This window comes from Fictibacillus sp. 7GRE50 (genome assembly GCF_015903875.1).
Classification (GTDB): domain Bacteria; phylum Bacillota; class Bacilli; order Bacillales; family Fictibacillaceae; genus Fictibacillus; species Fictibacillus phosphorivorans.
Genome location: NZ_JACZDW010000001.1, coordinates 422,824 through 444,690 on the forward strand (window position 1 = coordinate 422,824; position 21,867 = coordinate 444,690).

21 protein-coding genes are annotated in these 21,867 nt (G+C 33.3%); 7 read left to right on the plus strand and 14 right to left on the minus strand.

All coding sequences use genetic code 11. The features are described from left to right. Positions 1–171: 171 nt before the first annotated feature. From asnB to IHV12_RS02120, 6 genes are all read right to left on the minus strand, one after another. Positions 172–2,079: an asparagine synthase (glutamine-hydrolyzing) gene (gene asnB, locus IHV12_RS02095; protein ID WP_197129813.1), complete on the minus strand. Its 1,908-nt coding sequence runs from the start codon at positions 2,077–2,079 to the stop codon at positions 172–174. Between the two features lie 234 nt (positions 2,080–2,313). Further along, positions 2,314–4,338 carry a copper-translocating P-type ATPase gene (locus IHV12_RS02100; protein ID WP_197130030.1) on the minus strand — a complete coding sequence of 675 codons (2,025 nt, stop codon included), beginning with the start codon at positions 4,336–4,338 and terminating at the stop codon, positions 2,314–2,316. A gap of 204 nt (positions 4,339–4,542) precedes the next feature. After that, a complete protein-coding gene (locus tag IHV12_RS02105) occupies positions 4,543–5,220 on the minus strand; it encodes a response regulator transcription factor (RefSeq protein ID WP_197129812.1) in 678 nt (225 codons plus the stop codon). Between the two features lie 2 nt (positions 5,221–5,222). Beyond that, positions 5,223–6,587 carry a HAMP domain-containing sensor histidine kinase gene (locus tag IHV12_RS02110; RefSeq protein ID WP_197129811.1) on the minus strand — a complete coding sequence of 455 codons (1,365 nt, stop codon included), beginning with the start codon at positions 6,585–6,587 and terminating at the stop codon, positions 5,223–5,225. Between the two features lie 11 nt (positions 6,588–6,598). Then, the gene (locus IHV12_RS02115; RefSeq protein WP_197129808.1) at positions 6,599–7,327 is read right to left on the minus strand and encodes a sulfite exporter TauE/SafE family protein; all 729 of its coding nucleotides are present in this window, start codon (positions 7,325–7,327) and stop codon (positions 6,599–6,601) included. A 256-nt stretch (positions 7,328–7,583) separates the two neighbouring features. After that, positions 7,584–8,150, minus strand: coding sequence for a YdhK family protein (locus tag IHV12_RS02120; RefSeq protein WP_197129805.1), 567 nt, complete (start codon positions 8,148–8,150; stop codon positions 7,584–7,586). 529 nt (positions 8,151–8,679) lie between these two features. Here IHV12_RS02120 and lgt point away from each other — a divergent pair. Beyond that, complete coding sequence (gene lgt, locus IHV12_RS02125) at positions 8,680–9,480, plus strand: prolipoprotein diacylglyceryl transferase (RefSeq protein WP_312035283.1); 801 nt, start codon at positions 8,680–8,682, stop codon at positions 9,478–9,480. A gap of 40 nt (positions 9,481–9,520) precedes the next feature. On the opposite strand, the gene IHV12_RS02130 is transcribed toward lgt, so the two are convergent. The 5 genes from IHV12_RS02130 to IHV12_RS02150 form a co-directional block, all read right to left on the minus strand. Then, positions 9,521–10,270 (minus strand): YwmB family TATA-box binding protein, encoded by a 750-nt coding sequence (locus IHV12_RS02130; RefSeq protein ID WP_197129799.1) that lies wholly within the window; start codon positions 10,268–10,270, stop codon positions 9,521–9,523. 149 nt (positions 10,271–10,419) lie between these two features. Then, entirely contained in the window at positions 10,420–11,139 is a 720-nt protein-coding gene (locus tag IHV12_RS02135; RefSeq protein WP_231607361.1) for a flagellar motor protein MotB, read from the minus strand. 84 nt (positions 11,140–11,223) lie between these two features. Next, positions 11,224–11,778 (minus strand): TVP38/TMEM64 family protein, encoded by a 555-nt coding sequence (locus IHV12_RS02140; RefSeq protein WP_197129793.1) that lies wholly within the window; start codon positions 11,776–11,778, stop codon positions 11,224–11,226. A 27-nt stretch (positions 11,779–11,805) separates the two neighbouring features. Next, positions 11,806–13,068, minus strand: coding sequence for a murein hydrolase activator EnvC family protein (locus IHV12_RS02145; protein WP_197129790.1), 1,263 nt, complete (start codon positions 13,066–13,068; stop codon positions 11,806–11,808). 367 nt (positions 13,069–13,435) lie between these two features. Further along, complete coding sequence (locus IHV12_RS02150) at positions 13,436–13,588, minus strand: Vmc-like lipoprotein signal peptide domain-containing protein (RefSeq protein WP_197129787.1); 153 nt, start codon at positions 13,586–13,588, stop codon at positions 13,436–13,438. Between the two features lie 235 nt (positions 13,589–13,823). On the opposite strand from IHV12_RS02150, the gene IHV12_RS02155 reads away from it, so the two are divergent. Next, positions 13,824–14,096: a peroxiredoxin family protein gene (locus tag IHV12_RS02155; RefSeq protein WP_197129785.1), complete on the plus strand. Its 273-nt coding sequence runs from the start codon at positions 13,824–13,826 to the stop codon at positions 14,094–14,096. Beyond that, on the plus strand, positions 14,089–14,415 hold the full coding sequence (locus tag IHV12_RS02160; RefSeq protein WP_312035282.1) for a TlpA disulfide reductase family protein: 327 nt from the start codon (positions 14,089–14,091) through the stop codon (positions 14,413–14,415). The genes IHV12_RS02155 and IHV12_RS02160 overlap by 8 nt, the downstream gene beginning before the upstream one ends. A gap of 95 nt (positions 14,416–14,510) precedes the next feature. Here IHV12_RS02160 and IHV12_RS02165 read toward each other — a convergent pair whose 3' ends face one another. After that, positions 14,511–15,098: a DUF1405 domain-containing protein gene (locus tag IHV12_RS02165; protein ID WP_197129779.1), complete on the minus strand. Its 588-nt coding sequence runs from the start codon at positions 15,096–15,098 to the stop codon at positions 14,511–14,513. Between the two features lie 668 nt (positions 15,099–15,766). Between IHV12_RS02165 and IHV12_RS02170 the strand changes: the two genes are divergently transcribed. Together IHV12_RS02170 and spoIIP are read left to right on the plus strand one after the other, a co-directional pair. Then, positions 15,767–16,435 carry an NlpC/P60 family protein gene (locus tag IHV12_RS02170; protein ID WP_197129776.1) on the plus strand — a complete coding sequence of 223 codons (669 nt, stop codon included), beginning with the start codon at positions 15,767–15,769 and terminating at the stop codon, positions 16,433–16,435. A gap of 758 nt (positions 16,436–17,193) precedes the next feature. Further along, positions 17,194–18,048 (plus strand): stage II sporulation protein P, encoded by an 855-nt coding sequence (spoIIP, locus tag IHV12_RS02175; protein ID WP_370568773.1) that lies wholly within the window; start codon positions 17,194–17,196, stop codon positions 18,046–18,048. A 542-nt stretch (positions 18,049–18,590) separates the two neighbouring features. Here spoIIP and IHV12_RS02180 read toward each other — a convergent pair. After that, positions 18,591–18,815, minus strand: coding sequence for a spore germination protein (locus IHV12_RS02180; protein WP_197129774.1), 225 nt, complete (start codon positions 18,813–18,815; stop codon positions 18,591–18,593). A gap of 511 nt (positions 18,816–19,326) precedes the next feature. Here IHV12_RS02180 and IHV12_RS02185 point away from each other — a divergent pair. Both IHV12_RS02185 and IHV12_RS02190 read left to right on the plus strand, forming a co-directional pair. After that, entirely contained in the window at positions 19,327–19,698 is a 372-nt protein-coding gene (locus tag IHV12_RS02185) for a hypothetical protein (protein WP_197129772.1), read from the plus strand. A gap of 311 nt (positions 19,699–20,009) precedes the next feature. Then, complete coding sequence (locus IHV12_RS02190) at positions 20,010–21,470, plus strand: multicopper oxidase domain-containing protein (protein ID WP_197129770.1); 1,461 nt, start codon at positions 20,010–20,012, stop codon at positions 21,468–21,470. Between the two features lie 134 nt (positions 21,471–21,604). Here the strand turns inward: IHV12_RS02190 and IHV12_RS23015 are convergent, their stop codons facing one another. Then, a complete protein-coding gene (locus IHV12_RS23015; RefSeq protein ID WP_197189694.1) occupies positions 21,605–21,757 on the minus strand; it encodes a hypothetical protein in 153 nt (50 codons plus the stop codon). Positions 21,758–21,867 lie beyond the last annotated feature (110 nt).

Genomic DNA, 21,867 nt, shown 5'->3' on the forward strand with positions numbered 1-21,867 from the left:
GTTTTTATGTTTTCAGCAATGCATTAAACCTCCTTTTTCACATGATTGTTCTAAAATTTCCACATATACTAGTTTTCACCTTCTTTCTTTTATCTAAATTTTATTTTATGTTCATTCAAGAAATATAAAAACCAAGTACTCGAGCATGAGAACTTGGCACTTGGAAATCCTTTACACTTTTAATAACTTAGCATCATTATCGTTCAAAATTTTATCTTTCGAGAAATTATATTTCTTCTCAATATAAATTTTATGCCAAATCATAAACGTTAAAATCGTCCACAACTTTCTGCTATAATCTTTCTTTCCTTTTTGATGGTCATCTAAAAGATTCAGCAAATACACTTTATTAAACAAACAATCCGTTTCACTTTCGACAATCAAAGAATATGCCCAATCAGACAGTTCATTTTGAAGCCAATGGCGTATGGGGACCGGAAATCCTAACTTCTTTCTAGTTAGAACAGAGTCTGGTACGATTCCTTCCATTGCTTTTCTTAGTATATATTTTGTCGTTTGATTTGTTATGGTCTTAGACGAAGAAAGCTGTGAAGCAACTTTAAAGACTTCCTTGTCCAAAAATGGGACACGCAACTCTAATGAGTTCGCCATCGTCATCTTATCGGCTTTCACTAGAATATCTCCCCGCAGCCATGTGTGCATATCGATATACTGCATCTTATGAACATCGTCTAGGTGTTGAATGTTACGATATAGCTCTTTTGTAACGTTTTTATAATCCCATTTCGTTTGATAGTTCTTAAGGAGCTCCTTTTTTTCAGCTTCTAAAAATATCTTTGCATTTCCGATATAGCGGTCCTCGATGCTGGTTGTACCTCTCTCAAGAAAGCTTTTTCCACGTGTACCATCAGGTAGCATTTTTGAAAATGAGTTTAGTCCCTCTTTTACTCCTGTTGGAAGTTTTTTGAAATGTCTTAATGAATATGGTTCACGATAGATATTGTATCCACCGAACAGTTCGTCTGCCCCTTCACCGGAAAGGACTACGGTAACGTGCTTTTTGGCTTCTCTTGCGACAAAAAACAGTGGGACTAATGCAGGATCCGCGACGGGCTCGTCCAAATGCCAAATGATTTTAGGCAGTTGTTCAATAAACTCTTCTGGTTTTACAATATAATGAATATTCTCTACCCCAAGATCTGAAGCCGTTTCTTTGGCTAAATCTATTTCACTGTAACCTTCTCGTTCAAATCCTACAGTAAAAGTTTTAATTTTAGGATTAAACTCTTTAGCTAACGCTACAATACTTGAAGAATCTATACCTCCAGACAAGAATGAACCAACAGGAACATCACTTCTCATGTGCACCTTTACAGATTCTCTCATTACATCCCTAATCGTATTGATTTCCTCATCAAAAGGTTTGAAAATAGGAGTAAAGCGAGGTTTAAAGTAATTCTTAATATTCATCTTTTGACCGATTTTTTTTACAAAGTAATGACCTGGCTCTAACTTTTTTATTGAACTGGAAAAAGTGTATGGTTCTGGAACGAATTGATATGTGAGATAATAATGTAGAGCTTCCTCATTAAAGCTCCCTCCATTCGTTGCAAGCAGGATGCTTTTTTTCTCAGATGCACATAATAATTCATCCTCAGATTCATAATAAAAAAATGGCTTAATACCAAAATGATCTCTAGCACCAAACAATTCTTTTTTTTCTTTATCCCATATTAAAAAACTAAACATACCTCGCAACTCATTAAGAGCCTTTTCACGCTTGATACTATATAAAGCCAGGATAACCTCCGTATCAGAATCAGTCTTAAAAGATAGCCCTCTCTTTTCTAAGCCCTCTCTTAATTCAAGATAGTTATAAATCTCACCATTAAAGGTTATCCAATACCGATCATCTTCATATCCTAATGGCTGTTTCCCGCTATCTAAATCAATAATACTCAATCTACGGAATCCTAGACGAATATGTTCATCAAAATAATATCCAACATCATCTGGTCCCCGATGAGAGATAATATTAGTCATGTTCATAAAATCATTAACTTCTGTATTCGTTCCTTGTATCTCGTTATTACTCAAATAACCGATAAAACCACACATTACTAAATCCCCCATTAAATATAATGAAAGTTACCCATTTACTAAATTTGATGTTATTTATTATTTCAAAATATCAATTCTCGAATAATGGAAACTTAATCAATAAATATTAATAACTTAAGTAAATTTGTTATAACAAAAAAATATGCATAAATTATGAAGTAGTACCACATTCTAGTTCAAATCAAAAAAGAACTACCTTTTGATATGATAGTTCCTTCAATAAAATATAGATTAAATTTTTAACAATTGTGCATTGATGGCTACGATAATTGTACTTAATGACATTAATACTGCTCCCACTGCTGGATCTAATAAAATTCCATAGGGATAAAGAATTCCGGCTGCGAGAGGTAAGGCAAAAATATTATAACCAGCGGCCCACCATAAATTTTGTAACATCTTTTTATATGTAGCTCTTGAAAGATCAATTATTGAAACGACATCTTCTGGATTACTTCTTGCTAAAATAATATCAGCTGTCTCCATAGCAACATCTGTCCCAGCCCCTATCGCTATGCCTAAGTCTGCACTAGCAAGGGCTGGGGCATCATTTACACCATCACCGGTCATTGCAACTTTTTGACCGCTCGATTTAATCTTCTTAATTTGATCGGCCTTTTGATGAGGAAGTACTTCTGAAAATATCTCGTCTAATTTCAACTTTTTTCCGACCCAATTCGCAACTTGTTGATTGTCTCCAGTTAACATTATAGTTCGAATATTTTTTTCTTTAAGTTTCTCAATCGCCCTATAGGCAGTATCTTTAACTTGATCAGCTAGCGCAATCATTCCGTATAATTCGTCATTAATCAAAATAAAAGAAACTGTTTTGCCCTCGTTCGATAGTTTTTTATAAGTTGTTGAGTCAAAAGCTATGCTCTCTTCGATTACATACCTCGGACTCATAACTTTCACGGCCTTGCTTTTTATTATTCCTTGTAAGCCTTTTCCTGTTATTGATTTAAATTCTTCTACTTCCAACAGTTTGATATTCCTTTTATTCGCCTCTTCTACAATACCCTTCGCAATAGGATGTTCTGATTGAGATTCTATTGATGCTGCTAGTTGCAATAAATCATTTTCATCTTTATTAGCCTCAGTTATTATATCTGTAACTCCAAATTCCCCTTTTGTTAAAGTTCCTGTTTTATCAAACACAATAGAATCTAAGTTTCGAGCGTCTTCAAAACTTGTACGGTTTCTAATTAGAAGACCATTTTTAGCAGATAAGGTTGTAGACCTTGCAATTACTAATGGAACCGCTAACCCTAAAGCATGCGGACATGAAATAACTAAAACAGTAACCATACGTTCAAGTGCTATGTAGAAATCATAACCTAAGAGCAACCATATTATTAAAGTCGTTAAGCTTGCACACAGAGCTATATAAAACAACCATTTTGCTGCCCGATCAGATAATGCTTGAGTTTTCGATTTTGTTGCTTGGGCATCTTGAACCAGTTTAATGACTTGGGATAAATAGGTTTCTTCACCAATATTCTTTATTAATATCGTTAAAGACCCTTCACCATTAATGGAACCAGCAATTATGTTGTGATCCTTCTCTTTTTCCACAGGTACTGATTCGCCGGTTAACATGGATTCATTAACATTTGAAACGCCTTTAATGACTACACCATCGGCAGGCACCTTTTCTCCAGGTTTAATAAGGATTTTGTCATGTTTCTTTAATTCTGAAACAGATACATCCATTACATCACCGTTTTCTTGTATTAGATGGGCTTCTTGAGGCATTAACTTAATTAGTGCTTCCAGTGAGTTGGATGCCTTCATAATTGATTTCATTTCTATCCAGTGACCTAGAAGCATAATATCCACTAATGTCGCTAATTCCCAAAAAAAGTTTTCCCCTTCATATCCAAAAACGGTAAGAGTGCTGTAGATATAGGCTGATATGATAGCAAGCCCAATCAATGTCATCATACCTGGATTCTTTTGTTTTATTTCATCAATCAATCCTGATATAAATGGCCATCCACCATAAAAAAATACTACTGTTGACAATGTAAACAGGACTAACATCGAACTTGGAAAAGTTATGTTAAAACCAAAAAACATCTGAATCATCGGTGAAAGAATTAAAATGGGTATAGTTAATAATAATGAAATATAGAACCTTTTCTTAAAATCATCAATCATATGGTCATGGTGTCCGTTATGATCCTCTTGATTAGTATGATTTCCTAACGAATGATTATGTTGTTGCTTATTTTCTTCAGTATGATGTTCATTCATGTGATGGTGATTCATTTTTTACATCCCTTCATTTATAAATTTAAACCCAATGCAATAAACACATTGGGCTTAAAACTATAATTTAGCTTTTACAATTACTATTTTTCCGATTTTTATATTAATTATTATCTTTATTGTCATTTTTGTTCTACACATCATGAATCATATCATCCATCACATTCACTACATTTTCAGATTGTTGTTCTAATTATTTTCCCATTTGTATCCTAAACCCCATACTGTTTTAAAATAGTTGTCAATTGGAAATCCTGCTTTTCTGAACTTTTCTCTAATATTTCTAACATGAGAGTCTATAGTTCTACCTTCAGTTTCAGATTCCATACCCCATATAATCTCTATCAACTGCTCCCTATTAAAGACACGCCGAGGAAATTTGATTAATAAGTAAATCATTTCGAACTCCTTTGGAGTAAGAATTATCGATTGATTATTATAAGAAATATAGTGCCTTTTCTTTTCAATAATCAATCCTTCAATTCCATAATCCTCTTCATTTTCTTGCTGCGACCTTCTTAAGACTGCTTCAATCCTAGCTAATAATACCTCTTCATCAAATGGTTTCGTAATATAATCATCCGCTCCAAGTCTTAACCCCTTTACAATGTCCATCTTTTCGTTCCTTGCAGTCAACATGATAATAGGTACTTGCAGCCATTCTCGAATCAGCTTAATTGTTTCCCAGCCATCTATATCTGGCATCATAACATCTAATAGAACTAAATGAATTTTCTCTTTTTTTATAATTTCAATCGCTTGATTTCCTGAATAAGATTTTACTATTTCAAAATTATATGGTTTTAAATATAATGAGATCAAATCTACCATTCTTTGTTCATCGTCTACTATTAATATTTTTTTCATTTTTAACTCCTTTTTAAAAATACTGAGATGGTTGTTCCTTTCCCGATTTGACTCGTGGCAGTAATCTTTCCATCATGCTGTTCTATAATCTCTTTCACAATAGCTAATCCTAAACCGGAACCTCCTTTTTCTCTAGACCGGGACTTTTCGACTCTGTATAAACGATCCCAAATCAATGGCAATTCATTTTCCGGAATCCCTTCACCCTCATCTTTAATCTGAATTTCGATAAACTCCTTGTGTCCTGTGACACTGATATTGACCGTCGTATTTTCTGATGAGTATTTCATTGCATTATCCAAGAGGTTGATTAGAACCTGATATATCCTTTTCTCATCAATCTCTAAAATATAATCCCCGTCCGAGAAATAAACCAATTCGATCTTTTTTGAAGAAAAAACTGGTTTTATATTATTAAGAACTTTTTGAACCAGTTGGGAGACCGACACTTTTTCCTTATGAATCACAAACCTAGTTTGGTCCATCTTTGCAAGTTCGAACAAATCCTCAATAAGTTTGGTCAGATTATTTGATTCTTCATTTATGATGGTTAAATATTTTGCCTTCTCTTCTACTTGGATATTTGGACGCTGCAGGATTTTAGTATAACCAGTGATGTAGGTAAGGGGTGTACGTAGTTCATGTGATATATTAGCTAAGAATTCAATTCGATCTCTTTGTAATCGATTCAAGTCCTCCGATAAAGTAGTAATCTGCAGGGCAAGTTCACCGAGTTCATCTTTTCTGTTTATATCTAAGGTGACTTTGTGATAACCATCACTTAATTTTTTTGTTGCTTCTTTCATTTTAAGTAAGGGTTTAGTAATCGTTTTAGATAAAAAGCTTACTGCAATAATCAGTATTATTAGTGAAATGATACTGATTTTAACAAACTCATCTATAAGATGGTTATTCATCTGTTGAATAAATTTTGTATCTAAAAACATATATACGAATGCCACGTGCTTGCCATCAATTACAATAGGTGAAACCGATGCAAAATAAGCTTTCTTCTTCCAGTCATTCTGTACTAAAAACCCATGATGGCTTGGTGTGATATTTTTATTCAGTATCTCTTTCATCTTAGTGTCGATATCACTTGACCTAACTAAAATGTTATCATCCGAATCCATTACTACAACTTTTGTTTTCGCTTTGGACTCCATTAGACCAACATGATGGAGTGTAACATCATCAAACTTTCTTTCTAAAACATCTCTATGATTATTTCCACGCGCGACAAGATCTCGTGTTTCCTCTTGAATACGACTTGTCAAAATGCCTTGATATAAGATTAAAAAAAGTAAAAACTCTATGATTAACATGATAACCAATAGAATTAACCCAAGTTTTATTGAAATCTTCATAGTCCCTCCTATTAGAGCCAGTAGACAAAGATATCTAGAATACCTAGAACAGTAAACAAACATCCAAAAGTCACCTGGATTACATTGCCTATTTTCTTGCTTTTCTTCAAAAGTACTCCATATAAATTAAAGTATAAGATTAAAAAGATTAATAGCAGAAATGGAAAGACTGTTCCTAAAGCGAAAATCCCCGGCAGTATGATTCCATAGGAAGTAGAAAGTACTAATGGCATTAAAAGTCCAAAAAAGAGTAGAAACATTGTTGGACAAAAACCGAGTGTCAGTACAACTCCTAATAAAAATGAATTAATAATGCCTCTTTTTGAAAAAAAGGAGTGGAAATTGAATATAATACTCAAGTTCAATTTTATGATACCAATCAGGTAAAATCCGATGATTATGAGTAACGGGCCAATCAATTTTCTGACAATAGGGAATATTGTAGTTAAGCTATTTTCTAAAGTACGACCAAATATCCATATCAGTAGTCCTAACATAATATAAACAAAAATTTTTCCGAATATGTAAGCGGAGATCTCTGGCCAAATTTTTGAATCCCTTAGAGACTTATTGCCATAATACATCATGGTACTTATATTTCCAGTTAATTGACAAGGAGCTACTGCCCCCAAAATCCCTAAAAAGAAAGCACTCAAAAGTGGTATGCCTTGGTTATTATAAAAGAGAGTAGTTAAGGGTTCATTTAAAAAACTACTTAACAAATTAAAAATATCATACATAATTCTCCCCCTCTCCCTATTAACATTACCTTAAAATTATCAAGAATTTATGCATTAAATTCAGAGCTCAATATCATCCATCTACCTAATCATACTCCCTATTTATTAATAGAAGATAAGCAATACTAAAGTTAGGCATAATTTTCTAAGTTAAGAGCTTTCGTTTAATGTGAAAAGAAGCTTCCATTGTTCACCTCTAAATAGAGGTAAAAAAAGAGTACCTACTATCGTAGATACTCCTCCCACTATTAAAATCTTACTCAGGTGATAACTCGCTTTCAGTTAACCATTGATGGTTTGTTACTTTGTCCCCACCGGTCGTAGGGGTAAAATCGACCATATAAATTGTGGTTTTCACTACAGAGTCTATAGTAGCTTCAGCATCTTTCATGCCCTCCATGTGGTCTGCATTAAGCACGACTTTTGCACCTGGTTTTAAAGGTTTCTCATTTGCATCCTGAAGCTCTTCTTGAATAACCCATTTATGATCTGTTACTTTTTCCCCACCTGTAGTTGGCGTGTATGTTACTTTATAAACATATGTATCATAAGCACCTACAATTGTTGCCTCTGCCCCTTTCATCCCTTCCATATGATTTGCATTTATAATCGCTTTACTTCCTACTTCATATTTAGGATTTTTTGCTTCTTTTAAACCTTTTGGTACTTCTCCCGATCCGGAATGGTCCATATTCCCATGGTCCTTTCCTTCTTCCATTTTCTCATCATTTTGATTTGTATCTTGGTCATTATTACCACACGCAGCGAGAGTAAGTGTGAAAACCAGTAGTAAACTTCCAAGAAAGTAATTTTTAAATTTCATTAAAAACTCTCCTTCCTTTTTTATTTAAACACTATATTACCCTTTAAATTGCAACAGTATGCATGACGATTTTTTCATTCAAACTTCATTCACACTTTTAAGTATAAGGTATCTATTTTGATAAGAAGTGTACTAATAAAATAAGAACTTTTTGTGTATTCTCTTTGCAACAAACATTAAATATTAAGTTTTTAATAGATTGTGAGATTAGAGTATCCTTTGAGGAGTATTTAAAGAAATAATCAAAGAAACAAAGCGAAGAGATAATTTAGTCTCGCATGCTGGTTTTGGTTATCTTTTAATAACTATGATCTAAACCAAGTTCATTTCAGGACTTTCCGCTAAATAATGCAGCTGAAGATGATTCCGATATATGGACTTATCTTTTATATATAAAGATAATTATTGATTAAATGAGTATAAGTCAATTAAGTCATAATTACGGTTCATCTTCAAAAAAACTCCTTATTTTTCTCTTATAATCTAATCAAAGTGGTTTTAATAGAAAATTAGAGGAGTGTTTAACTTGATTGAATCTTCAATGCAACCCATAGATCGGGTGGCTCTTGATTTTGGAGTAATTCAGATTTATTGGTATGGGTTAATCATAGCTTCAGGAGCATTTTTAGGATTTCTCCTTGCAAATAGAGAAAGCAAGAAACGTGGCCTCCCAAAAGACACGTTTGTTGATTTGGTCATGATAGCCGTACCAGTCTCAATACTTACAGCCCGATTATACTACGTTATTTTTGAATGGCAGAAGTATAAAGATAGTATTGCCGATGTATTTGCTATCTGGAATGGGGGAATCGCAATCCATGGAGCACTCATAGGTGCCTTTTTAACAGCATACATTTTTACAAAAAGAAGAGAACTATCCTTTTGGACTATTGCAGACATCGCAGCTCCAAGTATCATCTTAGGACAAGCGATTGGACGATGGGGGAACTTTATTAACCAAGAAGCCCATGGAGGACCGGTATCAAGGTCGTTCCTGGAAAATCTATGGCTTCCGGATTTTATCATTAATCAGATGTATATTGACGGTGTTTATTACCAGCCCACTTTTCTTTATGAGTCGGTATGGAACATGATTGGTTTTTTTGTCTTAATAACCCTTAAAAAGTTCAATCTTAAGAATGGCGAAGTGTTTCTAAGCTATATAATCTGGTATTCCATAGGAAGGTTTGCCATTGAAGGGATGAGGACTGACAGCCTTATGTTAACTTCCTCATTAAAGATGGCACAGATCATATCGATCGTTTTGATCGTTCTTTCCTTCTTCTTAATTGTTTATAGAAGAACGAAGAAAAATTCTCCAGTATCTTAAAAATTAGCAGGCCTCAAATATATGGCCTGCTTTTTTATATTCACGAATCCCCAGTAATAATCGGATTCCCAATGGTGATAATTGTACGTTTCCTTTCTGTATGATAATAACTTGAGATTTGAAAATTAATCTTGTTCTTATTTATTTTAATGGTCCGGTTAAGTTTTGGAGAGAACCCGTTGGAACTGATGAAGTACTTGTCTATGTACTTATCGGTTATTTTTCCTTTCAGTCTCTTTGTCATCTTATTAATGAGACTGATTTGTTCATCCTGGACTAATTTTCGCTCGATGGCTCCTTGAACTGTAGTATTGATGTTAGGATTTAACTTTAACGTGATTAACTTGTTGCGTAAGTTATCGTAAAGTTTTTTCATGTTCTTTGTTCCTAAGTCCTGACTCGTAATATTAACCAATAAATAGGTTTTGTACAAATTCGGACTTGTTTGAACTTTCTGTCCCAGCCATTTTATTGACAGTGTTGTCTTTTTACTTTTTTTATGAGTTCCTATAAATTCTATGATTCCATGATCATCGTGATCTGTGTAAACTTTTAATTGGACTGAGAATATCTGGTTTAGTTTATTTACCATTCTTTGAAAATCATTCAACGTTTGCTTTTCAGAAATGGTTGTTCCATATGTGAGAAATAATTTTTCTTGTTGTATAGATTCATTGTCCATTAAATTTTTTACGACTATTGAGTCCGTTGGCTGTTTATCACTAAAACCAATCGGACTATCTATAAGTATGAGAAAGATTGTAAGTATAATAACAAATGCCTTTTTCATTAATGTATCCCTCCCTACTAAACTAGCATCCCCATTTATGCTAGTTTTATACCGTCCATACTTATTTAGAGCATTAGAATTTCCCCATAAATAAATCCGTTTCCCAAATGGAAAACGGATTGTGTGTATATTTTATTTCAAATAAACCTCTACTCTTTTTGCAAAGGTAAGATTAAAAATTCGACCCTTCTGTTCTTAGCTCTCCCTTCAGAGGTTGAGTTAGATTCCAAAGGTTTATGTTCCCCATAAGCTTTTATACTAAAACGAGCAGGATCTAGATCTTTGTTAGAGAGCACAACATCTAGAACATGAAGAGACCGCTGCATGCTTAATTCCCAATTGGAACGAAAATCGTTATTATGTATCGGTACATTATCGGTATGACCGCCGATGATTATATCTCTTGCCGGGTGGGTTATTAATAAAGGGGTTAATTGGTAGATTATTTTTTTTGCCTCCATTTTGAGTTGACCTCTCCCAGAATCAAAAAGGATATCATTAACAATAACAATATAAAGGCCATCATCACTTAACTTCGTTTGAACAATCTTCTGAAATCCGTTTTCGTTTATATAATTCTCTATTTTTATATGTAATTTTTCAAGTTCATTTTTCTCGTATTCTATTATCGATTTTTGCTCTTCGGTTAGCATACTTGTAGTCTGGTAACTTTTAGTCTCATTTAGTACCCCTTTATTACCAAAACTTGTACTTAAGGATATCATCATGGCATTAAATTTTTTTGCATCAATACTACTAGAGGCAAAAAGTACAATAAATAATGCCAATAACAAAGTTAACATGTCCGCATACGGTATGAGCCAAGACTCATCTACTTTTTCTTCATTCTCTTGTTTTCTTTGTCTCATAACCCTCCCCCTCTTTAAGTACATTTTACATATTAGATATGGATTTTTTTTGCATAAAAAAAAGCCGTGAAAACGACTTATGACTTATTTTGAATTGGTGTTTTTGAACAATAAGTATCCCAAATAGATAGCAGTTAAAACCAACAGGATCTTTCCTATCCAGGTAAATTGCGTGATTTGATAGACGGAGAATGCTTCGAGTAATAGGGCTGGGACTTTCCCAACAATGGTAGCTGCAGAAAATACTAGAAAAGAAGAGTTAGTAAATGCTGCAGCTAATGTTACAATACCTGACGGAATAAAGGGCATCAATCGTAAAGAAAAGATTAAATAAAAGGCGTCTAACCCTTTCGCTTTTCTTAATGTATTTACCCATGAATACATGGAAATTTTGGTGAGCTTAAATTTATTTAATCCCTTTTTATATAACCAAAAAGAAATCAGGGCACCAAGTATCTCGCCTAAAAACGAGATAAACGTTCCTCCCCAAAAACCAAAGAAGATGATGTTCGCTCCGGTTAAAAACACGCTAGGAACGATCCCTAAAACAGCAATAATAATATTTAATGAAAGACTGATAGCTACTGTCAGTATTGGATTACTGCTATATAAGTCGAGAATAAAACCTTGGATATCCATATATTTTCACCCGAATTAAAATTCTTACTATCTGCTAAGAAGCGGCATAGGATTAATAGCGTTTGTCTTGCCTGAGTTCCAAGGACCTTTGTGAAGCTCAAAATGTAGATGCTGACCAAATGAATTACCAGTATTTCCTTGATACCCGACCAATTGACCTCTGCTTACTGTTTGACCATCCTGTACACTTCTACTATTCATATGAGCATATACGGTTGTATATAACTGCCCATTTATATAATGCGATATAAAAACAACATTACCGTAACTGCTTGAATAATACGACCGAAGAACTGTACCAGATTCAGCAGCTACAATAGGTACTGTACCGGCTTTTGCAATATCAATGCCTGCGTGCTCTTTCCCCCATCTTGGACCCATCGTAGATGTTAGAGTCCCTTCTGTAGGAAAAAGAAACATGCCTGTCTTGCCCTCTCTTTCATCTGATGTTTCTGCTTGAACTGGTGATGATGATGCACTTTGAACTCTTTTGCTTTTCTCCATTTCTTTTTTCTTACGTTCTAATTCTGCTTTTCTAGCGCGTTCCATTTCAGCTTTAATTGCTGATTCTTGGTTTGCTAAAAGTTTATTCTTTTCATCAAGCTCTATTAGATAATTATTAATTTTCCCCTCCTCAATTTTCAATTCCGCTAGGATTCTATTTTTTTCATCTCGCTGGGCACTTAATTGCTCTTCTAACGTTTTCATTTCAGTTAGCGTTACTTCGAGTTGTGAAAGTTTTGAATCAACTTTTTGTTTTTCCAACTTAAGGTTCCTTTGATCAAGTTTATGTTCTTCAATAATTTCACGATCTTGTTCTGCAATTAAATTTAAAGCTATTATCCGATCTAGAAAATCACCGAAATCCTTAGAACCTAACAGTACATCAAGATATTGGATGACTCCACCATCCTCATACATTGCACTTACTCTATTTTTTAAAAGCTTGTCTCTAGTCTCGATACGTTTTTCAATGATAGCTATTGATTTTTTCAGACTATCAATAGAAAGAATAATATCTTCTTTTTCAGTGCTTTTTTCCTTAATATTTTGTTCTAGTTCATATATTTTGTTGTCTATCTCTTGAATTCCATCTTGGACCTTATTTTGTTCATTTTTGACTGAATTCAGCTCTGATTTTTTTTTCTTTTCTTTTTCACCATTCTGTTCTCTCTTCTTTTTTATTTCTTCCAGTGATTCTCCATGTACAGTACTTACATTACTTGAAATACTGACAAAAGTTATATTTACAGCTAGAACTGCAGCTAACGAAACAAATTTCCTTTTCAAATTATATTCTCCTTACCCTCAGATGCAATATTTCGATTTACTTTGACAAGAAATACTATAAAAAAGAAAATTGCAGGAAATATGCATTTTAAGCTTTGTTTACATTTCAGTTCTATTACAAAATCTATAATCAAATAAGATTTCTTCTATAAATTAATGAAACAAGTATATTTATAGGATTATTATCCAAGAGGCTTTGTTTATCCATTTCATAAGAAAAAGCCCAGGGAGCACCTGAACTTTTTATTATAAACCATTATTATTTTCCAAAAATCGTAAGAGATCTCCATAAATGATTTTATCAGATAGATTAGTTCTTGTTTTGCAGTATCTGAATAATTTCAAGCGCTTAATGAACTCACAACAGTTATTCCTTGTCCATATTTCCGTGGTCCATCCCATCCATATTTTCTTTATCCATCTTCTCTTCATTTTCTTTATCATTAGAACATGCAGATATAATTCCGACACTGCTCATTAATAGAACAACAATTGATAAAGACTTAAGCCATTTTTTCATACATTCGCCTCCCTAATAACGAGTTAGACCTTTTTAAATATGATTGAAAAAGGTTAGTGGTTATTTCGATAATTAACCCTTTCTAAAAAAACTTACAACAAATATATGAAGAATTTATGCATAGTCAACTACTTGAACAAGAATTTCTTTAACAAACTTTTCTCCCAAAAATCTCCATATATGTTTTTATAATTAAAAGAAGTTGCAATATCATAAGTAACGGAGGAATGTAAAAATGAAGAAAACTATTTTTGTCACTATTCTCCTTGCTGGAATGATCGCTTGGACATTGTTTAACAATGGTATTCTTAACGCCAAGGAGGAAGTTCAAAACAATAATAATACAAGTGAAGTAAAAAAAAGAATGGAACGTAACAAAGGTGAAGAAGAGCTTAAAACCCGAATTTCAAAAGGAAATATCGCTCCTGAATTTGAATTGATGTCTTTAAATGGCTCGAAAACAAAATTGTCAGATTTCCGCGGGAAGAAGGTTCTCCTAAATTTTTAGGCGACTCGGTGTCCCCTGTCGAGAGGAAATCCCTGAAATGGAACGATTTCACAAAGACAGTAAAAATAAGGAAATTGTTATCATTGGAATTAATCTTATAACAAGTGAAAGTAGTGTATCTAATGTACAAAACTATATTAATAATGAAGGGATAACATTTAACATACTGTTAGACCAAGAAGGACAAGTAGGAAGTATCTATCGACCTATCAGTATACCAACCACTTACTTTATTGACTCTAATGGTGTGATTACGAATACGTTTATAGGACCCCTGTCATACAAAATGATGCAAGATTTTATGAATGACATGGATTAAAGCCTTCATAAACCGTAGATTTTAAAACGTTCATAGAATCCTTAAAATGTACAGAAATACTAGGTGCAAAGAATAGTGGATTTTAAATTAAATTCTTAAATAGATCGTTTGCCTTTTCTATATATGCATATATAATAGGTGAGCAAAATAGATCCAATGCTTAGCCAAAAAGTAAAATAACCTATTTGAGGCGTATATTGATTAAGTAAACTGTATCTTGGCATCATAAAAAACACATAATCGATTACATCGTTGTGCAACGTCCAAATTGCTACAATTGTTAAATGAAGTGGTTTAATCTTATAGAATGGGGCATACAACAATCCTTGTATTGCCATACCCAGATGAGAAAGGATTAACATCATACCAACAATATTAAGAGATTCATTAACAATAAACACAAGTATGTTCATAAAAACAGCCCAAATTCCGTACTTAAACAAAGTAACGATTGCTAGTCCTTCAAAGATTGGCAGATTTTTATTTACTAGAAATGCAAATAATACGATAACAAAGAATAAACTAGCAGTGGGACTGTCAGGTACAAAAAGTAAAAACTTGGATGGTGTTTCAGTTAACTGGACCCCGTACCAAATATAACCATAAATTGTACCTAAAATATTAATTGTTAGCAATAAACTAAGAAACGTTTTACTTTTTAAAATATAAAACACTTGATTCAAAATAGTCCCTCACTTCATATAGAGTCATGTTGATGTACCGGTAAACCTCTTAGTCTATAATAAGCTACAAATGTGAAGAAGCTATGCACTCTAAAATCATCTGAAATAAAACACTTTTTTGTAAGAGTGATTTTGATGCTCATACTCGCTATCAGCGTAAGCTATTACTTTGATTAGATTTTTTCCATATCAAACAAAGTTAAAGAGGGCTGTAACTCCTCGGTTTCAGCCCTCTTTAACTTTGTTTATATAATTTATATGTTGATTAACATTTCAGTTTTCCAATAAAACTCACTAAAAACTTCCCCAAAAGCTTCAGGAGTTTTATCAATACACCCCCATTAATATTGATTTCGCATTGTTTGTCAAATCTAAATTATTAATCCCATTACCTTCCTTTTTTCTTTTAATACCTATCCACTCTATTTAAAATTTAGAGGTTTAAATATTTCTCTTACCCTGGATGATCCTCCCCGCCCACAAAAACAGATGTTTTATTCAATAAGTAATTATTCACCAGTAGCTCGTAAACTAAAATTGGAAATAATGTCGAATATCCTCAAATTCTGCACAAATTTGTAATTATTAATTAACCTAACCATAATACCTTTGATATAAAAGATTGCTAGAATAATGAGAGCAAAAGAGACAACAGGAGGAATTAAGAAGTGAAAAGATTAGTTATAGGAGCAACAATTGCAGGATTCTTAACATTAAACCCATCAATCGGTAAAGCAGCTTTAGGTGATCAGACACTTAAACCAGGAATGACACATTCTGAGGTCAAGGATTTGCAAACTCATCTAAAGAGTAAAGGTTATTTTACATATTCAGGACAAACTACCAATTATTTTGGTTCATATACTAAAAGTGCAGTCATCAGTTTTCAAAAAGCTAAGGGACTGAAAGCGGATGGTATTGTGGGGTCCGATACATTTAAAGCATTAGGTATTAAATCGCCGGTATATGCCCCAACTTATAGTAAAGCAAAGTTGGTTAATACAGCTAAGAAATATATGGGAGTTCCTTATGTATGGGGAGGTACCTCCTCAAAGGGTTTTGACTGTAGCGGATATCTGAATTATGTATATCAGGAAGCTACCGGAATTAACCTTCCACGCACCGTATCGGAAATTTTCTTAAAAGGGACAAAAGTGAACACGCCACAGGTAGGGGATATGGTATTTTTTGAAACTTATAAACCAGGCGCATCTCATGCGGGAATTTATATTGGAAATAATGAATTCATCCATAGTTCTTCATCAAAGGGTGTGAGTATAAGTTCCATGAAAAACTCATATTGGTCAACAAGGTATCTTGGAGCCAAAAAATATTAACAAATTCAAAATTAATTAAAAATGGCGCAGACTCAAAGTGTAAAAACTTTTGAGTCTGCCTCTTTTTTCTATATTATTCATAACAAATTGTCTCTAAATGTTCTTGACCTCAAACTGCCACAGATAGCTACGGTCATCGTATTAAATGACAGAAGCACCCACCTATCGTTTGAACTAATATTTCTACCAATCAATCATATTAATTATCTTTCTTACTCCACTGTAATATATTTACATGCAATAAATATATTCTAGACTCTAAATCCTCTATTATTATAAGAATACTTTTCGGTTTCTAGTATATAATCTACTAACTAGACGCTGAGGTGAATGTTATGAAAAAATTACATCGATGGTTAGTTTTTATCTTTTTTTCTTCTATTATTAGTTTTTTTTTATTCCCATGGGTATTTACAATAGGAGTATTCATAGCTGGAATTACATTGTTCTGCTTTCACATTGTTCAATGTTCACTAGAGGAAAGTGAAAACTCTTATGAAAAAAAATAGATATCTACAAGCCACTGTTTTGTTGGTAAGCCTAACTTTTCTATTTGTAATTATGTTTTCAACGGTAAAAAGTAAATGGTTTGATTCTACGCTTCTTACTAATGGCTTAGAGACTTTAGTAGTGAAGCACTCGTATATGCGATAGGTTCACAAAACGGTTACTTTACAAAAGCTTTACCAGCAGAAAGTGAACCTCCTAAGTTATCCTCTATCTTCGTTCAACTCGCTACCAATATTCGGCCTGGGGATATACGTAGTTTATTTGGAAATGAGTTACCTGGCTTAGCAATATATGATTCAGAAATCTATTTAGCGAGTAAAGGAACCAATTTTTCAACATTACCTATTGAATCAACACCTCCTATCGAAGAAATCATGAAAATGACTGAGCCGACAGATGAAAATAAACAAATTTTAAAAGAGAATGAAGAAAAACATAAAGCGCCAAACACTAATGGCAAACCCGTGGTTCATATTTATCACTCGCATAGTTATGAAGCGTTTAAGTCTTTGTCAAAAGATGGAACATATAATAGTTCCAACCCTGAAACTAACATCATAGCAATTGGTGACCTTTTAAAAAGAGATCTTGAAGAACGAGGAATTGGTGTATCCCATGATACGTCTAACATTGGTGAAAAACTTAAATCTAAGAACTGGGGTACTGGAAAAGCATATATTGCAGCGAGAGAAAATGTTATTGACGCAATTTCTAATAATAAAAGCATTCAATACTTGATTGATATGCATAGAGATTCACAACCTAAAAAAGTAACAACAATCGAAATTAACGGTAAGCAATATGGCCGGTTGTTCTTAGTGGTTGGAAAGGAACATCCAGGTTACGAAAAAAACCTTGTTCTAGCTGAATCAATGCACAATAAGATTAACGAAAAATACCCTGATCTTTGTCGTGGAGTAATTATTAAAGATAAAAATGAAGGAAACGGTGTATACAATCAAGACCTTTCAAACAAATCATTGTTGATTGAAATGGGTGGAATTGATAACAATCTTCAGGAACTCATTAATACTTCGGAGGCATTTGCTGAGGTATTCAGTGAAATGTATTGGGAGAATGAAAAAGTAAATACTGTTAATTAAATTTATGAGGCATTTTACGAATTACTCCTGTTTTAGATAAAGGCCAACAAGATTGTAGAGGAGGTGTATATTGGGGCTTTAAACATTCACTCAAAAAAATTACTGTTTCTAAAAGGTCACATTCCCCCTAGCTTTCTCTAACATATCTATGTCCAGATAAGCTAGCTCAATTATTGATCTCCACTAGATTTATATTTTAATAGTGACAAAAAGCCAGCAAAATTGTTAAATGAGAGAGGGAACTTATCTCCTCTTTAATAATGGAACTGAACCATTACTGCAGGAGGGATACTAATCTCCCTCCCATAATTCATCCACCTTTACCTATTCTTGATTCTTTTCATTTACATAAACAGATGCGAACAACATATTTTTCAAGCCAAAAATATGAGGTATACTAAGTGGAATTGTTATGTAATAGGGGACCGTGAATAGAAGGTAGAAAAACAGGCAGCTAGTATCCCTTAGAAAATGATTTTTGGTATACAGCTTACTGCTAAAACGGCCCTATTTAAAACCGATAATAAAATGAATTTTGTTTTTTAGAGATTGGTTGAATTATTACTATCATTTTTATCATTATCAACTGTAACCGTGTAACTTGGTCCATTGAAGATCATTTTATTATTTCCAACATTCAAACTTCCAGAGCCTCCGTGGAATTTAGAACTATGGTTTGGTGAAATTGAGAATGCATCTCCAAACGAAGCTACTGAATTAGGTGCTATACGATTAATACTAATTCCTTTTGTAATGAGTGAAGACATATTTTTTCCCCTTTCTTACTGATGAATAACAGTATTGTTTAAAAACATGAACATCCATCTAAGTACCTAAAATAATATTTATTATTTTTACTAATGAGCCTATCAAAATTTTTTAAGCTTTATTCATTTTTTCTCTTAAAAAATTCTTTCGGCTTATTGATTTTCTATATAATCTCTCTTGATTGATTTCAAAAAAATAAAGGGAGTTTTGATATCTTCTCAACCCTTTTACATTGTAACCCATAATTAAAATTAAACATAAAGTAAAACTAAAACAAAAAGTAAAGAACTACACGCGCCAAAACAGACAGAAACCACTGCGTCAACCTTCAGTAATGAAATAAAAACAACTGTCATCGATGACCAATTAAACGATTAATTGATTTTATTTAATGATCTCTGATGGCGTCACGAATCTGTAATCTAAAGAAATGTTCAAAAGAACAATGCTCGAACAGAACCATGCGGTATGGTTTCTATATATGATGACATCAAGTATAGGGGGACATATATGGAATACAAAGAATATGGCCAACTGTTAAAGGAAATCGGAAAATATATAACTGATGATTGCGAAGAGATTACATTAACAAGTGATATTCATACAATCGAACGATTTTTATTCTTAATTTTAAAAAAGTTCAACAAAATCATCTCCTTGCTTCAAAGTATAACTCCCCCTGAAATCGTAAAACGAGAAAACGAAGAGCTCTTGCTGTTATTTGAACATCTAGCCGATGTTACGAAAAAGGGATTTAGTCAAAAGAGGCGAGAGGAGGTATCAATAGAGACGGGACGGATAACCGAGGAAATCCAACTCGTGTGTCTCTCAATCATGACCAAGGTGCTTGAGTTATGCGACACCCCCAAAAATGAGATATAAGAGTAACATATTTATCTGCTCAGGTGTCAGCAATTTCTTTCCCTCTCGTACAACACTTTCTTGTTGGCAACCTTCTACATGCTCTTACATACCTAGATTCCCACATAATCACCGCTATTATTGTGCAACATCTACGGTATTGAAAATTCATTTATACGTATATAAATGGATTAGCGTAAGAAATGTGATAATGATTTAGAGGTACCATGAAAAAGGCTGATGTTCATTTGAGATTAAACTCTTGCATAAGATAATTAATAGCCTATTCAGATTGATAAATTCATGATTTTCTTATGACTGGGGGTATTTCAATGTCTATAAGGCATTATGTTTTATTTGCAACGGACGGATTTGTTTATCTGCCTATTGATAAAACTCTGTGTCCCTCTCCAAAATCAAGAAAAAAGGTTTATATTCTTGGATTTATTGGAGGTCTTTTTAAAGTAAATGACAAAATTATTAATCCTAAACTTGATTGGTCCAATCGTAAAAATTGGAAAAATATCCTTGATATGAAGGGTAATGCAACAATTCCTTCTCCTCTAATTTTTGGAGAAGTTGGTGATCGCATCTACATTACACTCATAAATTTAGGAATGAAAGAACGTCCTAATTTAATGGACTATCATACTATTCATATGCACGGGGCTCACGTCCCTACTCAGTTGGATGGGTTTCCTGAAACATCTTTTGGTGTGCCTGTCTGGACTAATTATAAAAATCCTCCACCAAATATGACTTATTTTTTTCAACCAGAAATTCCAGGAACATTAATGTATCACTGCCATGTAGAGGCATCTGAACACATTCAGATGGGTATGTATGGAGGCTTAATCGTTTATCCATCAAAAGAAAGCTTATTTAAAGCAGGTATTAAACAAAATAGTAATGGAGTATGGTTTTTTAAAGGGATACCACAACCTCAAATTCCCAAGTCAGCTTCAAATAGAAATTTTGCTTATAACAACATTCATACATACTTTGATAAAGAGTATGTTATGTTATTATCTGATGTAGATTCGGTATGGCACGATAATGTAAATAAGGGTATATTCTTTGATGCTGCCAATTACAAACCGGACTTTTGGCTAATTAATGGACGTTCATTCCCCGATACTTTACTACCTCATCCTTTATCTCTATTATATAATGAATCAGAATCTGATTTTGTACAAATCAATTATGAATCATTTGTCCGCGTGGAAACTGATCAAAAATTTTTGCTCAGGATGATTAATATGGGATACCAGGTTGTACCCTGGCATATTCACGGATGGCATTTCACAATTATAGGAAAGGATAGCCATCTTGATCCATTTATAAAGCTTTCATCACTCTTCCAACTCGATGAATCATTCCATAATGAAATCAAAAATAAAGGTTTCACTGTAAGCATAGGTTCGGGAGAAACTTATGATTTACTACTAAATGCAGATGATAAACGATTTGAATATTTAAATTATATTACTAGAGGGCAAGATGGCTTTCCCTCATTTTGTTCTCAATTAAAAAAATTGTATAAAGCCGATTCTAAGTCAGTTTTTAATATTCCTACAGAACCTGTTAAATGCAAGTCACCAGAGTTAATTAATTATCTTCAAATTTGTCAGCAACCAATTATTGATTTAAATGATAAATTTTTTCCGCAATTTTATCCTATGCATAACCATGATGATTATAAAATCACAAATAAAGGGATTTATCCTGGCGGTCAGTTAACATATATACAAACTGATACACCTGACTATTATGTCGATGATGACATAAATTAAGACAATAAAGGTTATTTTTGTTAAAAATAATTCGATGGACTTAGAATAGTTTTTGCACGTTACATTATTACCCGATATTTGTATTACAGGATTTAGTTATTGGAAATGGAGAATTATGCTGATTAGTTCTGATATTATTCTTGAAGAAATAGTCCCGTAAGTATACCTGAAGTTTCTTTATGGTTGGTATTACGAACTAAAAATCCAAATGAAACCCCGTATCGAAACGCAGCATCAATACCTCCACGCTGCCGTTTCCAAATTCTTTCCGGTTCTTCTTGTGCCACCCGGGATAGTATTTGTAAAATTAAATCAGCAATAAAAAACTCCAAGACTATCTTTATATTTAGTCGTATCTAACATGGGTATATCGAGAACCACTATTTCGGCTTATATG

Excerpts from the sequence above, each read along its gene's own strand:
- IHV12_RS02110 (WP_197129811.1), bottom strand. The coding sequence starts at position 6,587 with ATGAAGATTTCAATAAAACTTGGGTTAATTCTATTGGTTATCATGTTA.
- IHV12_RS02180 (WP_197129774.1), bottom strand. The coding sequence starts at position 18,815 with ATGTCTTCACTCATTACAAAAGGAATTAGTATTAATCGTATAGCACCT.
- IHV12_RS02135 (WP_231607361.1), bottom strand. The coding sequence starts at position 11,139 with ATGAGACAAAGAAAACAAGAGAATGAAGAAAAAGTAGATGAGTCTTGG.
- IHV12_RS02150 (WP_197129787.1), bottom strand. The coding sequence starts at position 13,588 with ATGAAAAAATGGCTTAAGTCTTTATCAATTGTTGTTCTATTAATGAGC.
- IHV12_RS02155 (WP_197129785.1), top strand. The coding sequence starts at position 13,824 with ATGAAGAAAACTATTTTTGTCACTATTCTCCTTGCTGGAATGATCGCT.
- asnB (WP_197129813.1), bottom strand. The coding sequence starts at position 2,079 with ATGTGTGGTTTTATCGGTTATTTGAGTAATAACGAGATACAAGGAACG.
- IHV12_RS02130 (WP_197129799.1), bottom strand. The coding sequence starts at position 10,270 with ATGAAAAAGGCATTTGTTATTATACTTACAATCTTTCTCATACTTATA.
- IHV12_RS02190 (WP_197129770.1), top strand. The coding sequence starts at position 20,010 with ATGTCTATAAGGCATTATGTTTTATTTGCAACGGACGGATTTGTTTAT.
- IHV12_RS02185 (WP_197129772.1), top strand. The coding sequence starts at position 19,327 with ATGGAATACAAAGAATATGGCCAACTGTTAAAGGAAATCGGAAAATAT.
- IHV12_RS02115 (WP_197129808.1), bottom strand. The coding sequence starts at position 7,327 with ATGTATGATATTTTTAATTTGTTAAGTAGTTTTTTAAATGAACCCTTA.
- IHV12_RS02105 (WP_197129812.1), bottom strand. The coding sequence starts at position 5,220 with ATGAAAAAAATATTAATAGTAGACGATGAACAAAGAATGGTAGATTTG.
- IHV12_RS02100 (WP_197130030.1), bottom strand. The coding sequence starts at position 4,338 with ATGAATGAACATCATACTGAAGAAAATAAGCAACAACATAATCATTCG.
- IHV12_RS02120 (WP_197129805.1), bottom strand. The coding sequence starts at position 8,150 with ATGAAATTTAAAAATTACTTTCTTGGAAGTTTACTACTGGTTTTCACA.
- IHV12_RS02140 (WP_197129793.1), bottom strand. The coding sequence starts at position 11,778 with ATGGATATCCAAGGTTTTATTCTCGACTTATATAGCAGTAATCCAATA.